This is a genomic window from Rhodoferax sp. GT1R46, assembly GCF_056521285.1.
On sequence record NZ_JBWMBC010000011.1, the window covers coordinates 1 to 13,787 of the forward strand.

Annotated in this window: 14 protein-coding genes; 1 reads left to right on the top strand and 13 read right to left on the bottom strand. The window is 56.8% G+C overall.

Features of this window, described 5'->3' with window-relative positions:
- From AC097W_RS18850 to AC097W_RS18910, 13 genes are all read right to left on the bottom strand, one after another.
- A partial coding sequence (locus tag AC097W_RS18850) for an acyltransferase family protein (protein WP_479604174.1) occupies nucleotides 1-691 on the bottom strand: 691 nt, incomplete at its 3' end.
- 22 nt (nucleotides 692-713) lie between these two features.
- Nucleotides 714-1,394, bottom strand: coding sequence for a class I SAM-dependent methyltransferase (locus tag AC097W_RS18855; RefSeq protein WP_479604175.1), 681 nt, complete (start codon nucleotides 1,392-1,394; stop codon nucleotides 714-716).
- 3 nt (nucleotides 1,395-1,397) lie between these two features.
- Nucleotides 1,398-2,396, bottom strand: coding sequence for a glycosyltransferase family 2 protein (locus tag AC097W_RS18860; RefSeq protein WP_479604176.1), 999 nt, complete (start codon nucleotides 2,394-2,396; stop codon nucleotides 1,398-1,400).
- Nucleotides 2,396-3,844 (bottom strand): lipopolysaccharide biosynthesis protein, encoded by a 1,449-nt coding sequence (locus tag AC097W_RS18865; RefSeq protein ID WP_479604177.1) that lies wholly within the window; start codon nucleotides 3,842-3,844, stop codon nucleotides 2,396-2,398. The genes AC097W_RS18860 and AC097W_RS18865 overlap by 1 nt, the downstream gene beginning before the upstream one ends.
- The gene (locus tag AC097W_RS18870; protein WP_479604178.1) at nucleotides 3,841-4,857 is read right to left on the bottom strand and encodes a glycosyltransferase family 2 protein; all 1,017 of its coding nucleotides are present in this window, start codon (nucleotides 4,855-4,857) and stop codon (nucleotides 3,841-3,843) included. Before AC097W_RS18870 ends, AC097W_RS18865 begins: the two co-directional genes overlap by 4 nt.
- A 5-nt stretch (nucleotides 4,858-4,862) precedes the next feature.
- Nucleotides 4,863-5,906: a GNAT family N-acetyltransferase gene (locus AC097W_RS18875; RefSeq protein WP_479604179.1), complete on the bottom strand. Its 1,044-nt coding sequence runs from the start codon at nucleotides 5,904-5,906 to the stop codon at nucleotides 4,863-4,865.
- A 7-nt stretch (nucleotides 5,907-5,913) separates the two neighbouring features.
- Nucleotides 5,914-7,071: a DegT/DnrJ/EryC1/StrS family aminotransferase gene (locus tag AC097W_RS18880; RefSeq protein WP_479604180.1), complete on the bottom strand. Its 1,158-nt coding sequence runs from the start codon at nucleotides 7,069-7,071 to the stop codon at nucleotides 5,914-5,916.
- A gap of 101 nt (nucleotides 7,072-7,172) precedes the next feature.
- Complete coding sequence (locus AC097W_RS18885; RefSeq protein ID WP_479604181.1) at nucleotides 7,173-7,922, bottom strand: tetratricopeptide repeat protein; 750 nt, start codon at nucleotides 7,920-7,922, stop codon at nucleotides 7,173-7,175.
- Nucleotides 7,919-8,815 carry a hydrolase 1, exosortase A system-associated gene (locus AC097W_RS18890; RefSeq protein ID WP_479604182.1) on the bottom strand — a complete coding sequence of 299 codons (897 nt, stop codon included), beginning with the start codon at nucleotides 8,813-8,815 and terminating at the stop codon, nucleotides 7,919-7,921. The genes AC097W_RS18885 and AC097W_RS18890 overlap by 4 nt, the downstream gene beginning before the upstream one ends.
- The gene (locus AC097W_RS18895; RefSeq protein ID WP_479604183.1) at nucleotides 8,812-9,663 is read right to left on the bottom strand and encodes a hydrolase 2, exosortase A system-associated; all 852 of its coding nucleotides are present in this window, start codon (nucleotides 9,661-9,663) and stop codon (nucleotides 8,812-8,814) included. The genes AC097W_RS18890 and AC097W_RS18895 overlap by 4 nt, the downstream gene beginning before the upstream one ends.
- Nucleotides 9,664-9,824: 161 nt before the next feature.
- The gene (locus tag AC097W_RS18900; RefSeq protein WP_479604184.1) at nucleotides 9,825-11,294 is read right to left on the bottom strand and encodes a lipopolysaccharide biosynthesis protein; all 1,470 of its coding nucleotides are present in this window, start codon (nucleotides 11,292-11,294) and stop codon (nucleotides 9,825-9,827) included.
- A gap of 21 nt (nucleotides 11,295-11,315) precedes the next feature.
- A complete protein-coding gene (locus AC097W_RS18905) occupies nucleotides 11,316-11,567 on the bottom strand; it encodes an acyl carrier protein (protein WP_479604185.1) in 252 nt (83 codons plus the stop codon).
- A gap of 98 nt (nucleotides 11,568-11,665) precedes the next feature.
- Nucleotides 11,666-12,079 carry a hypothetical protein gene (locus AC097W_RS18910; protein WP_479604186.1) on the bottom strand — a complete coding sequence of 138 codons (414 nt, stop codon included), beginning with the start codon at nucleotides 12,077-12,079 and terminating at the stop codon, nucleotides 11,666-11,668.
- A gap of 99 nt (nucleotides 12,080-12,178) precedes the next feature.
- Between AC097W_RS18910 and AC097W_RS18915 the strand changes: the two genes are divergently transcribed.
- Nucleotides 12,179-13,783 (top strand): acyl-CoA ligase (AMP-forming), exosortase A system-associated, encoded by a 1,605-nt coding sequence (locus tag AC097W_RS18915; protein WP_479604187.1) that lies wholly within the window; start codon nucleotides 12,179-12,181, stop codon nucleotides 13,781-13,783.
- The last annotated feature ends 4 nt before the right edge of the window (nucleotides 13,784-13,787 follow it).

The following is a 13,787-nucleotide window of genomic DNA, read 5'->3' on the forward strand; positions in this document are numbered from 1 at the left end:
CGGCCAGCACCGGGTAATTGAATGACTGAAGTGTGCACGTGTCCACCTTATTGAAGTGGACACCATGCTCCCAACTATTGCCGCCTCCAACAAGATGGGTTTGCCGCGCGCTTACAGTAATGGTGAGGGCGACACACATATAAACTGAGAATTCACGTCGTACGGGAATCATCGCCCCCAACAACACGTACATCAGCAACTCATACTTGATCGTCCAGAGCGAACCGTTGAACTCCCCAGCCAGTGGCAGGTTGTCGAAGACACCCGGGACGTCCCCTTGGTTGCCGAATGCAGGGTTCTGGAATAGGTAGGTCCAAGTATGAATGTCAGCGAAGTATTCACCCATTGTGAACTGCGTAAGCAAGGGCCCGGCTACAAAGACGCTCGCTACCAAAAGAACAATCAGCGCAGGCATGATGCGGAGCAATCGTTTTATTGTGAACAACCTTACTGTGGCGCTCGCCAAACAACTCTTGGTGATCAGGTAACCACTGATCGCGAAAAAGACCCAGACCGCGAGGTTGCCCAAAGTCGATTTATACCCAATCAAAGGTTCAGGCAAGCCGCTGAGCGCAAAGCTATGCGAAAACAAGACTGCAAATGCCGCCAGAGTGCGGAGCAGGTCGAAGCAATTGTCGCGCGATAGCAAGCTTGCGCTTTCATCGTTGTGACTAGTGTTGGAGTGCGTCATAGTTGCATTTCGGACGCCTGCCTCAATTGGTCGGCTTGAGGCGTGCTACAAACAGATACTGGAACGCAAGGAATGGCCCCATGCCCAAGATGGCGAAACGGCGGGCATGTCGGTTGATTGGGTGAGGGCGTTCCAAAAGTCGATAGTTGCTTGTCATCTGCACTATCTCCAGATGTTCGGATGCAAACATGTCGAAGATATTTTTCTTCGTAAAGAAACGCATGTGGGTGCGGTCATGAATACCTCGATCTCTGTACGGCCATTCCCCCTTGACAACGAGGTGGTATATGGTATCTATGTGACGTACATTTGGAATCGAGGCCACGACGATGCTGTCCGGTGTCAAGTAAGGACGTATCCGCCCTAGCATCTTCCATGGATCACGCAAGTGCTCCAGAATGTCCGCAAAAATTACGACGTCAAATTTCTGACCTGCCAAACCGGCCAATGATTCTGGGGCCTCTATGTCACCGATAAAGACCTGATCGATACGGCTTGCCGCAACTGCACCCATCGGCTCAGAGAGTTCCATTCCAATGACTGTTGCAATAGGCCAATGCTGCTTAATAGAAGCACCCAAAGTACCATCGCTGCAGCCAACGTCAAGAACCATTTTCGGGCTTGCTGGCAACAGTTGGAGAATGTCGGGGCGAGGGCCGGTGTAAGCTTGCTTAAACTTTTCTGTAGAGTCTATGTGAGCCATTGCTTAATATTCCTTTAGGGCAGAGTTGCGGGGGTGAGGAGGTCCGGGCAACCAATGAGGCCCCTTCTCAAGGCACTTGCGACGATGCCTAGAAATTGCAGGAAGCTCAAATAGAAGTACCTGCAGCACGGCCATAAGAGTGGCGTAAGCCTCAATCCAGTTGAGATGGCTCAACAAGGCGGTTAGACCCAACAAGGAGCGTTCGCTGAGCGCGTGCCACGCGTTTTTCCAGATTTTCCCGCTCGGCTGTTTGATGTCTCTTACAAGTGAAGACCGTAGCCGTGAGGTCTTGCGCCGAATTTTTAGAGACCTGGTTTCACTCTTGACCTGACTGTGAAAGCCACGACCATGATAGAAAAGCGCAGCGGGTACCACGGCGACCTGGTAACCATGATGACATGCCCGGCTGCACAAATCATCGTCTTCGCAATACATGAAAAATAAGGGGTCGAAGCCACCAACTTCTTTAAGGAAACGGCGCGTTAAAAGCCATGCAGCCGCTGGTGCAGCGGCAACCGTGTATTGGGTTTTCAAGGGCCTTCCCAGCAGGGCGTCGTCCAGCATCGCCGAGGCATGGACGGCCAGGTAGTAACGCAAAAAGGTGGGGTCTGTTGCCCGGCCCTCGGCGTCCAGTTGCATCGGGCAAAGGATGCCAATCGTGGGATTTTTGGCTGATAGCCTGAGCAAGAGTTCGAGCGCATCTGTCGCGACGTGAGCATCTTGATTGAGGAGGAATACATGTTCTGCGCCAAGATCCAACGCGCGTGCGATGCCGATATTATTGGCGCGACCGAACCCTAGATTGGCCCCGGTTTCTATCAACTCCACACCGCGGTGAGAACGCACGATGGCCACGGTCTCGTCTTGCGATGCATTGTCAACGACGATTATTCGCGCTGACACGGTACTCTGTTGTATGGAGTCCAGGCATTGCGGTAACCAAGGTGCACCGTTATAGGTAACGATGATGCAGGCCAATACAGGTTCTGGTTGCGCTGCCATCACGTTGCTTCTCTTGAGAAACGGGGGGTCATTTTTCTTATCTCCTCGAACACAGGGTGGTGTGTGGCGCGCACGACCACCATCCAGATTGTTGCTCCGACCATGGCTGCAAGTAGCAGGGTGGCCAATGCAGGTAAGTTGGCCGCGCGACAACCCCACGCGGCAAGAGCCAGAGAGGCAGCGCATGCGGCCGACACCCAAGCGCTTGACAGGCTGGGTTTGAACATTTGGCGCGCGCTCATGTTCAGTATCTGTTGTAAATGATGGATGTAGAGCAGCAGCATGACCAGTTGGCTTATCCCCCATACCGCCGCAACGGCTTGGAGACCAAAGAATGAAGCGATGAAGATACCTGCCAAATGAACCGGACTGTATTGCAGTGAAATTTTGAGTCGTCGGGCCACATTGCCCGTGGCAGACAGTAGGTTCGGCCCAAGCGCATAAAGGTAGGCTGGCATCATGGCAAGAGCCAGAATGCTGGCAATGGGTGCGGCTGCAGCCCATTGAGGGCCAAACAACACGTTCACAATTTCCTTCGCCATCAAAGCGACAAAGGCAAAGAAAGGCCATGCAACGCTAGTGAAGATGGCAGTGCCGCGTGCAAACGTTTCTGCCAGGTCGCGACCGGCCCGATGATCATTTGCAAACGATGGGGTTGCTACCCGCAGGATCGCTGCGGAGACGTTGTTGTAAAACAATTCGAGCAAGCCGAACGCTCTGCTGAACAGCCCTACCGAAGCGAATCCGAATTGCTTGGCGATGACGAATTCATGTGCGTTTCGCGTGAGGGTTTCAATGACGCGCGATGTAACGAACATGGAGCCGTAACGCAAGACGCTTTCTGCATTTTTCAGGCTGGGCAGCAGGAAGGATTCGCGAGGACGATAGTAGCCAACAAGCAGGGTTTGTACCAGGATGCTCGCCACGGGAGCCCAAGCCAAGCTCATGTAGCCAAACCCCGCATAGGCCAGACTGACAGCAGTCACCGATTGAACCGTGTTGCTGGTGATCTGGATCACAAAAATTTTCCGAAAAGCCATTTCCCGGTTGAGCAATGCAAAGGCTGGCGAGGTAAAGGGCAAGATCAAAAAGTTGAGCGACAGTACGGCCAATACATCGGCTACTCCGGGCTCGCCGAAGTAGCTTGCCGCCAGTCCACGTGTACCAAAGATGAAGGCACCAATCGACCAAGCGATGACGATGGCTATTCCAAAGGCGGCGCGAAGCTTCTCGCGAGTGAGATCTTTTTCTTGTATGAGGTATTCAGTGACGCCAAAGTCGCGCAGGACGCCCGCAATGGTGGTTACCGCCGCACACAGGGAAAAAATTCCGACCTGCAGAGGGGTCAACAATCGGGCTAGTACCATCGTGCTCGCCACAGTAACAATCAGGCTTGCGTAACGCTCTGCGAAGGACCATACCAGCGCGCCCCGGACGGTAAGACTCACCGTCGGCCCCCGGTATCTGTTTGGTCTGCTCTGCCCCGTGTGACCAGCGCGCTTTTGACGATGCTGAGCACATGCGTCAGCATATGAAACGAGGGCGGGTTCTCTCGGAAAAACAGAGTGATGGTCTTCCAGTGCACCGGTTTTTTGTGGCGCAACCTGTGAACCATGTCCTGAAGCATGCCAGTCTGAAGTTCGGTCATCCGTTTGCGCAGGCTCTCCTTGGTTGCTTCGGCCTTCGCATAGTTGTCAAGTACCTTGCGACGAAAGCGTGCTTCGTCAACGATGCGCATGGCCAGACCATCTGTGCCCCAGCCGCTGCCGTACCACATGTTGATGCCTTCTCCACAGCGTACCTCTGCTCCGGTGGAGTAGACAAAGCGGGCGCCATGGGCGATCAGGTCCATCCAGTACAGATAGTCGCCACCGCCATGGCGGTGCGCCTGCGGAAAGCGGGCTGCACCCAGCGCAGCGACTGATATCACGAGCGAAGGCATAAAAATGATGTTGGCAGTGGCGATTTGATGAATCATGTCTCCTTGGTAGGCCCGCAGAGTCGGGTCGCCATTCACCGCAGGATGGTCTTCGTGCCGTACGCGTTTTGCCTTGTCGAACTCGTTGGTGGAGTCGCCTAAATGAAACAGGTTGGCAAAGTAGGCGCTGTAGCCAAGCGACAGCGAGAGCACGGCGCGCGACAGGTGGTTGCCGATCCATTCATCGTCAGAATCCAGATAGGCCACCAGATTGGTGTCTGGGTCCAGGTTGACCAAGCCGGTATTGCGAGCCTCGTTGGGCCCCGCATTAGGTTGGTGCAACACGCGAATATTCAGCTCCGCGGCTGGTGGGTGGTCGCGCAACTCTTGCTCTGCCGGTAGCGGCGATCCATCGTCGATGATCAGAACATACAAGGCCTCGGGCGGGTAGTGCTGGGCCGCAATGGAGGCGATCGAACGCGCCAACACGCCTGACTTACGTTGAAAAAAAGGAATAATTACCGCGATCTTGGACGTAGGCATGTGAGTCAACTGTTTGTGTCAATCTGTTTCGCAGCCTGGCGTCGCTGCGCCAGTTGTGCATGCAGAGTGTTGATGATTGGCCAACGGTAGCTCGTGGCGTGGTAGATGGGGCGCGTGTTGGTTGTCCAGCGGGTGTGCCATTCCATCACCTTGCCATAAAACTCGATGCGCTGATAGCGGCCTTCTTCGAATAATTGCCTAAACTGATCTTGCCGCATCAAAGTTGAGGGGGATACATTCTTATAGCTCTCGTCATAAGTTGTCTTCAAAATGATGATGACAGAGCCACTGTCGATGCATAGGTCCATAGATACCACTTTGTCGCCAAAGCAGTAGCGGTAGATTCGCCCACGCCCCGACGCGCAGAAATTCTCCAGCATCTTGCGGTAGAACCGGCCCTGCGCATTGTCGGGGTGTATGGCTGTGCCATCAGCCGCTTTCCAGCCAGCGCTTTCCAGTGCACCGTAGTCTTGCATGGCTTGCGCAACCTGCGTTGGATCGGTGATGCATTCGATTCTGGTTTCGGTGCCCTCAGTCAGCAGTTTGTTGCGCTGCTTTTTTGTATTCTGACGCAAGTTCTTTCCGAGTGCGTCCCAATAGTCGTCAAAACTACCGGAAATTTCCACCCAGGCTGTGTCTATGTAGTCGAGGGTGCGCAGTGTTGGGTTGTCGTCGGGGCGCGGCTGCAACATGGAGTCCAGTTGGGTTACGCCCAGTGCCAGCGCCAAGCCAGGCAATTGGGTCAACAATTCCCTGGCTTGACTTGCCAGGTGCATGTCAGAGTTTGCTACCCAGGCACCCAGGGGAAGCTGGGACGGCTGAAACGTTTCCCAACGCCCTTTGCCGCAGGGCCGAACAATCGCACCGGCTCCTAGCTTGCCTTGCTCGTGATTGAGCGCAAGCAGCTCGTTGCCAGCGCCAAACTCCGCAAGCAGGGGTAGCAGGAAAGGGCTTTCCAGGAACGCGGCATGGTTGCATCCGCGCTGCAAATGGTCCCACTCTGCTGCTCGTTCGTGGAGTCGGGCGATTGGGTAAAGTTTCCAGGTCATGGGGTGTCTAGGCAGTGTGTTCGGCGGCCGCGTCTCGTGACCTTGATTGAGGCAAGACAGCCTCAATCAAGGCCGCGGGGTCTGCGATTGGTGGGTTTGTGGCGTAAAGCTGGATGATTGCGTTGGCAATCGTCTGAATGTCTGCGTCGGTCAGATCCTGATGGCACGCCAATTGCAGGATGTGATGGGACCACAGAGTGCCGGTATCGCCAGTGATTTGCGGTACGGTGGGCCAGAGACGGTCCCAGCGCGAAACCGGTATCCTGATTTTCCTCAGTCTGGCGTAGCCTGGATCTGGTTCGGCCACCCACAAAGGAAAGACGTAAGGGGCGGAGTCGTCTGGTAATGACGCATGTAAAGGGTGAAAACCGTTGAACCCGGAAAGGAGCTTTGCGAGCTCAAGAAAATGCCGCCGTCGGCGGTCGACAATCCTGGCGCGCGGCAGGCAACGAGCTACCCAGGTTGAGGCCCAAGTCAAAGCACGGTGCGACAATGTTGCGTCGATTGTGAATCCGTCAGGCAACGGTTCCTCTTGTCCCATGTCAAGTTGTTGTACTTGTGCCGCGTCAGAAACGGCAGGCCTGAACCGGTCACGCAGTGAAAATGCGCCCAGCAATAGGTCATTGAGGCCGGTGAGACGTCGAAAACTCGCTGCCACGTGGAGTATGTCAACGGCCGCCTTAAATTGCTGTTTGACAGATGGTTTGCTGAGTTCTGGAGTGGGTTCAAGGGTAATGTTGCGCTTCAGGCAGCCTCCCTCCGGTACAGGAAGAAATTTTGTCAAGCTACCAATGGCAATGTCTCCCCATTGACCAACCGGGCGGGAGCCACTGATGCCGAAAAGTGAATGCGCACAGTCCTCTATCAAGGAGATCCCGACCTGATCACACCATTCGCGCAGCGCCTGCATGGGCTGCGGCAGGCCAAAGTAATGGGCGGCAAGGATGATTCTTACGCCATCAAGTGGTTGCTGCTTCAGCCAGTCAAGCTGTGGGCCGCCCAAGGCATTGATGGGGTAAAAAATGGGTTCGGCGTCCAGGGCAACGACCGGGGCAATCATGGTGGGGCAATGATAAGTCGGCACCAGCACTTTGTCGCCGGGCTTAAGGCCAAGTAGCTCCATGGCCAACAAGATAGACGCCCTGCCGCTGATGGTTATGTCCACGCCAGCTTGGTCCAACAGGCAGGGCAGCGCGGCACGGTGGATGCCGTCAAAGGCGCACCAACTCATCACGGGCAGTCGTGGGATGGGAACACACGAATCACTCATTGAGATGATGCCGGTGCTGATGCCGGTGCTAGTGGCGCTGCCACTGGCTCGCGCCAATGACCGGTGCTGGTCAGCTTGTCGCGCAATTCCGTGCGCTGCATGCCCAGTCCATAGGCGATATGCGCCTCGGTCAAAGCCCGGTCAAATTCATTCAGGTCGAAATATATCAATCCGATGTTATAGCGTGTAAAGGGATTGTCCTTCGCTGCAGCGGCTGCAATTTCCAACTGACTCAGAGCGTCAGGAACGCGTTTCTTTTTCCCAAGGTAGGTAGCGTAGATCATGCGAACGATGGTGTCATCGGGTTGGAAACGTATGGCGCGGTCGAACCAGCATTCCACGTTGTAGCGCGTGCCACGGGGGGGATCCATTTTTAACCGATCAGACAGACGCACCATGGCATCAAGCGCTCTGTGATGATTTGGAAAAGCGCGCAATGTGTAGTCAAGCTCGGGCCCGACATCGCTTTTGGGCCCCTGACCACCATGAGACAGGGCTTCCATTTCAGGGCGAAAGTGCGCACTGTGCACAAGGTAAAGGGGGTTGTTTTTGTTTGTCTTGAAATCTTGGCTTCCGGCGTGTTGTCGGTAGTCAAAAGGGCCGAAATGGTTCGCAAGATCACCACAGATTGAAGCTCCTGTTTGGGCCTTGGCACTGGCACAAAAGGCAAGACCCAATGTTAGAGCGCAGAGCCAGCGGCGCATTTGCTGCCATGCTAAATTCTGCTGAAGTCGGAATTGGCTCATCTTGTATTCCCTCGTCGAGTTGAAGTCGCTGGACCTGTGTTCAGCCAAGTGGCGCAAAGCAACTCCACTTGCTGACTTTGCGTTGAATCAGAAAAAGTATGGTCAGCGTGCTGCAAATCATGCCTTAAAAGCATGGCCCTATCCAGTGCGTTGGACCAATGCGCGTCTTGCGCCACGTACTCCAGAAACTCTTTGGCCGTGTAGTCTTCGCCGCTCAAAATCAGCAGCATTGGGCCGCTGAATTCCGCCCATCCCAAGGCCATGCTGGTTTGAAAGGGCTGGCTGTCATGCGTCTTTGCTCGTGCACGCTGACTCGAAAAAGCAGTCTTGACGTTGCGTATCAAGCCACTTGCCGCGCTGGTGGCCACCTTCCCGCTGAGCAACTTGATCCAGAAATCTTTTTGCCGCAGCCGCTGGGTGTAGTAGTGCTTGACCTGCGTTTTAGCCAGGCTGGCTTCTGAGCGCACCCACGGGTTGAGCAGGCACAGGCCGTTGATGCGTGCATCATGCGTAGCCCGGCAATACAGAAGGGCGGCGGATGCGCCATCGCACAAACCCCAAAGAACCACGCCTTGCACAGCCGGGACCGCCATTTGCAGGGCGTTGATCGCCGCTGCAATGTCGTCATTCACGTTCTCAAAGGTGTGCAGCTCGCCCGTGCTGTCGCCCATGCCACGGTAGTCGAAGCGCAGCACGGGTGTGCCTGCCATGGCCAGCGCGCGGGCTAGCAGCACAAACTGGCGATGGCTACCCCCCCGGTATTGCGGACCGCCGACAACGATGACCACACCAGTGCTTGCGGTTGGCCTTGCTTTGGATTCCGGAAGCGAGAGGATGCCCACCAGGCACTCGCCCTGGCAATCGAATGTGATGGCTTGTTCCCGATAGCTCATGGCCTGCCCGGCTCCATCAGGGCCGCATTGGTGGAGCTGATCAGTGCCGGGGCGTCCTCAATCTCGCTGGTTTGCCAGAATGAGGGGCCATTCACCAGATGGCTGCGTATTGCATAGCCAGCATGCTGCCAGTCGGCAATGGCTTTGATGGCCACAGGTGTCAGGCCGGAATCAGGGCGCGTGGACAATTCGATCCATTCCACCCGCCCCGCAAGGGCTCGGGCTGGTGGCTTCAGGTTGGCCTGCTCCAGCCCGTTGGCCAGGGAGGGAGCCAAAAGGTAGCCGGCAATCTCAACCGGTCGGTCTTGCGCCAGATCTGCACGAAGGCCTTCCATGACGCCTTTGGCGTTGCCGCTAGCGAGGTCAGCTGCTGCCTTGAGACGCAGAAACTGCTGCAGCAGTGGTTTGCCAGCCGGAGTAGGCGCCCAAAACAAAAAATTGCATGGCTCTTCTATCATTTGTGCAGCTTGCGCTGCCAAAAGGCAGCCGGCGCGCAGGCCCCAGAGCCAAAGCGGCGGGCGCGGTATCTGCAGCGTGGTACCGTCCGTGCGCTTGCGCAGCCAATCACAGGCGTCTGTTACATCTCTCACCCAAGCTGACCAGGTTGCGTCGCCGAAGTTGCCGCTGCTGTCGCCACAGCCCAGCAGGTCGATCTGCAGCACATCAAAGCCGGCTTGCGCCAACGCTCGCGCCTGCAATGCAGCCATGCGGCGGGATTTGTTCATTTCTTCCGCGAAGGGGTGCACGTATACGACTTGGCCACGCGCTACCGTACCGGGCGTTCTGACCGCCGGGTGGTACAGGCAAAAGCGTTGCCCACCGGCCACAGGCAGAAAAAATGCTTCCACGCTCACCCCGCCCCGCCTGATGGGGTCATTGGTCGGCGTTGTAGCCGACGGATGACTTCCTGGTTTGTGTGCAATTGAGGCTCCCTGTAGTTTGATAGCTCAAAGCCTTTTTTTAATTGTATTAGGCGTCAGTTTTTGCAGTGAAAGGTGCATTGCCCGAATCATTCGTGTTCGTTTGACGTTTTGCGTCTCGTATTGCTTAGCACCTTGGCGCTCAGGCTCCTTAGTTCGTCCAGGAGCGGGTGGGCAAAGAAGTGCAAAGCAATCAGCCAGGAAAGCGCCGCGAGTAAGGTGGCACCAACCAGCACGCCTTGGTAGTTGGCCTCTGTCTGCGGCACCAGGAGTACCAGTAGCAGCACAGGGCCACTGCAGCATGCTGCCACCCCGGCGCTCCCCACGCAGGCTCGGAGCACGTCAGCAAGGCGCAAACCAATGATGCGATGCAGAAATTGGTGAGAAATAACCGCGCCCATCAATCCGGCCCCAGCAAGCCCCCAGCATGCCCCGACCATCCCAAACGGAACCACCAGAACCAGGCTGGCTAGCCGTATGGCCTGCACCAAAAGCTGCAGCCGATTGCTCTGGTCAACTCGACCATGCGCGATCATGACCTCTCCGGCCAAAAAGTAAGGCAGTTCAAATACGGCTGCGAGGCACAGAATCTGGGCCAAGGGGACGGCCGGCATCCATTGGACTCCGTAAAGCAAGCGAATGGTCGAGAAGGCAAGAATGCCTATGACCAGAAAGAAAGGCCAACCAATGCCGGTCAGCATGCTGGTTGCCTTGAGATAGCCGATGCGCGTCTCCTGGCCGGCACGTGCAGCTTGGGAAAAATACGGAAGACACACCGGCAAAACAGCCCTGAGCACGGTCCGGTTAAAGATCTCCATCAAACCATTCGCACGGCTGAAGAATGCAACCGATGCCATGTCCAATATCCGGCCAACAACCGCTTCCGGCGCGCTCTTTCCAATCTGACCAAACAGATAAATGCCAATGGCGTGTTTGCCAAACCGGGCTACGTCGGCCACCCCCTTGAGTGAGGGCAGGCTCGGAAAACCCTTGGGGCGCATGACCACCGAGATAGCGACCGTAACCACGACGCCGGCGAGCGATGACCAGGCCAGACTCAAGTACCCATAGCCACGCCAAGCTCCGACCGTCGCAACAACAAAAGAGGTGGTGTTGCCGAGAAGCCCGGCAATAAAGATGGGGCGATAGTTGAGCTCACGGCGGAAATACGCCATGGTCACTGCGCCGAACGGAATGATCAAAAAATTGACCGCCTGAATCCGCATGACGTCTGCCACGCCCGGTTGTCGATAGAAGTCCGCCACAGCGCCGCTGGAAGCGAATAGCAAAAGTGCCATCAGCCATGACACCACCAAGTTGGCAGCAAAGGCCGCACGAATCTTGGCTGCCGTCAGATCTTTTTCCTGAATCAGGTATTCGGCCACTCCAAAGTCGCGAAATGTGCTGGCAAGCGCCGCCAGCGCCGCGGCCACCGCAAATATGCCAATCTCGGTTGGCGTCAGAAGACGGGAGATGATGAGCGTGCTGGCCAACTGCAGGCTGACCCCAAGATAGCTGTCTGCCAAGGAATACAGCAGAGAGCGTCTAACCGAACTCACGCAGTCCCTTTAAGGCTTGACTTAGCCTGCGAGCTTTTCGGTAACAAAGTCAGCCAGCGAGCCCACTGTGGCAAAAGTGCTGCCGTCAATGTCGTCATCATCCACCACCAGGCCAAAGTGGGTTTCCAGTCCGGTGATCAGCGTGACGACAGCCATGGAGTCCAGCTCGGGAATGGCCCCCAGCAACGGGGTGTCGCGGGTAAAGCCGCTGGATCGGCCATCCAGGCTTAAAACTTCATCCAGCAGGCGGATGACTTCTTGTGTTACGTTCAATTCTGACTCCCTGGGGCGTTGGTTGGTTTTGATGCAGATTGTATTGCTATCAAATGTATAGCTACTTGCGCAGGTTTTACGGGGGCTGCAGGCTGTTTTTATATAAATGCTGCGATGCAACCCGTGATGAGTATCGGCAGATAGGGAAACGCGACCGTTGGGCGGCAGGCGCTCATGGCATAGCTGGCGATCAGACCTGCGCCGCCGGGGCGATTTGTGGCCCAATCGGTGTGCAGCTGCATGGCGTGCCGCGCGGGTTGCTCCTCCCGGAGCAGGGATTCCACCACCAGCAGGCGATCCGCCAGGCGGGATTGGTAGGTTTTGATGATGCCTTCCTGCCCCCAGAGCAGCATCACGGCAAGCGCTAGCCAGCCCAACGGCACTCGGGCGGCTAAACCCGCTACGCCGAGTGCGAGACAAGTCAGTTTGATCAGCAGCGCATGTCTTTCGTGCTGTTCGTGGTTGCCTTGCAGGGTTTGCCATTCCTGGGCGAGTGAATTGTGGTTGTCCATGGGGGGTGGCAATGCCAAGAAAAATTGCAGAGCGTGTACGATACCCGAGGTCATTTCTGTTGACCTCGATACCCGCTTCCTGCATTCACCCGACCAGCCATGACTGAATCCACTTTGCTGCATGAATTGATAGCGGTCTCTGCCCAGCGTACGCCGCAAGCCATTGCGCTGACCTACGGCGCAGACTCGCTGAGCTACCAGGAACTGCAGGCAGCGACTTCCCATTTTTCAGCCGGTTTGATGCAGTTGGGCCTGCAACGCGGCGAGCGGGTCGCCATCTACCTTGAGAAGCGGTTTGAGACGGTGATTGCCAGCTTTAGCGCACCGGCTGCGGGCGGTGTCTTTGTGCCGCTGAATCCGCTGCTTAAGCCTGAGCAGGTCGCCTTCATTTTGCGCGACTGCAACGTGCGCGTGCTGGTGACCTCGCCCGAGCGCTTGACCTTGCTGGCGCCGGTGCTGGCCGAATGCCATGATTTGCGGGATGTCGTGCTGACGGGCGCGGAGGTTCCCGCTGCGCCGCAGCCGCCGCATCTGGCCTTCACCAGTTGGAATGCCCTCCTAATGAGTCCGCCCCAAGCGGGGCACCGGGTGATTGACACCGACATGGTGGCCATTCTCTACACCTCGGGCAGCACGGGTCGCCCCAAAGGGGTGGTGCTGTCGCACCGCAACATGGTGGCCGGCGCCAAGAGCGTGGCGTCCTATCTTGAAAATCAGGCAACGGACACCCTGTTGGCTGCGTTACCCCTGTCGTTTGATGCGGGCTTTAGCCAGTTGACAACCGCCTTCCATGTGGGCGCGCGGGTGGTGCTGCTCAATTATTTGCTGCCGCGCGATGTGCTCAAAGCCATGGCCAAGGAGAAGGTCAGCGGCCTCACGGTGGTGCCGCCCCTCTACATTCAATTGGCCCAGCTGGAATGGCCTGCCGAGGTCGGCGAGCACCTGCGCTACTTTGCCAACACCGGCGGGCGCATGCCGGGCGAGACGCTGGCCCTGCTGCGTAAGCGGGTGCCCAAGGCGCTGCCTTTTTTGATGTATGGCCTGACGGAAGCCTTTCGGTCTACGTTTTTGCCGCCTGCCGAGGTGGACCGCCGCCCCGACTCGATTGGCAAGGCCATTCCCAATGCCGAAATTCTGGTGCTGCGCGAAGACGGCTCGCCCTGCGCGCCCAATGAGCCCGGCGAACTGGTGCACCGCGGTGCGCTGGTGGGCCTGGGGTACTGGAACGACGCCGAAAAGACCGCCGAACGCTACCAATTGCTGGCCCCCGATGCGCCCGGACGCCAGCCCGGGCTGCAGTTGCCGGAGTACGCCGTGTTTTCGGGCGATACCGTGCGCCAGGATGAGGAGGGCTTCCTGTACTTCATTGGCCGGCGTGACGAGATGATGAAAACATCCGGCTACCGCGTCAGCCCCACCGAAGTGGAAGAGGTGCTGTACGCCACCCGGATGGTGGGGGAGTGCGTGGCCTTCGGAGTGGACCACCCATTGCTGGGTCATGCTATACAAGTGATAGCTACTCCGGCAGACTCTACGGGGGCTATCGACCTGAAAGCCTTGAATCTGGAGTGCCGGGCGCGTATGCCGGCCTACATGGTGCCAGCCCACATTGATGTGCGACCCGGCCCGTTGCCGCGCAACCCCAACGGAAAGATTGACCGCAAGCTGCTGGCCACCGAGTGGGCCGAACGCACACCACAGTGAACCG

Bases quoted from the DNA above. Each gene is read 5' to 3' on its own strand.
- AC097W_RS18855 (WP_479604175.1), bottom strand. From the start codon at position 1,394: ATGGCTCACATAGACTCTACAGAAAAGTTTAAGCAAGCTTACACCGGC.
- AC097W_RS18860 (WP_479604176.1), bottom strand. From the start codon at position 2,396: ATGGCAGCGCAACCAGAACCTGTATTGGCCTGCATCATCGTTACCTAT.
- AC097W_RS18870 (WP_479604178.1), bottom strand. From the start codon at position 4,857: ATGCCTACGTCCAAGATCGCGGTAATTATTCCTTTTTTTCAACGTAAG.
- AC097W_RS18875 (WP_479604179.1), bottom strand. From the start codon at position 5,906: ATGACCTGGAAACTTTACCCAATCGCCCGACTCCACGAACGAGCAGCA.
- AC097W_RS18885 (WP_479604181.1), bottom strand. From the start codon at position 7,922: ATGAGCCAATTCCGACTTCAGCAGAATTTAGCATGGCAGCAAATGCGC.
- AC097W_RS18890 (WP_479604182.1), bottom strand. From the start codon at position 8,815: ATGAGCTATCGGGAACAAGCCATCACATTCGATTGCCAGGGCGAGTGC.
- AC097W_RS18910 (WP_479604186.1), bottom strand. From the start codon at position 12,079: ATGGACAACCACAATTCACTCGCCCAGGAATGGCAAACCCTGCAAGGC.
- AC097W_RS18915 (WP_479604187.1), top strand. From the start codon at position 12,179: ATGACTGAATCCACTTTGCTGCATGAATTGATAGCGGTCTCTGCCCAG.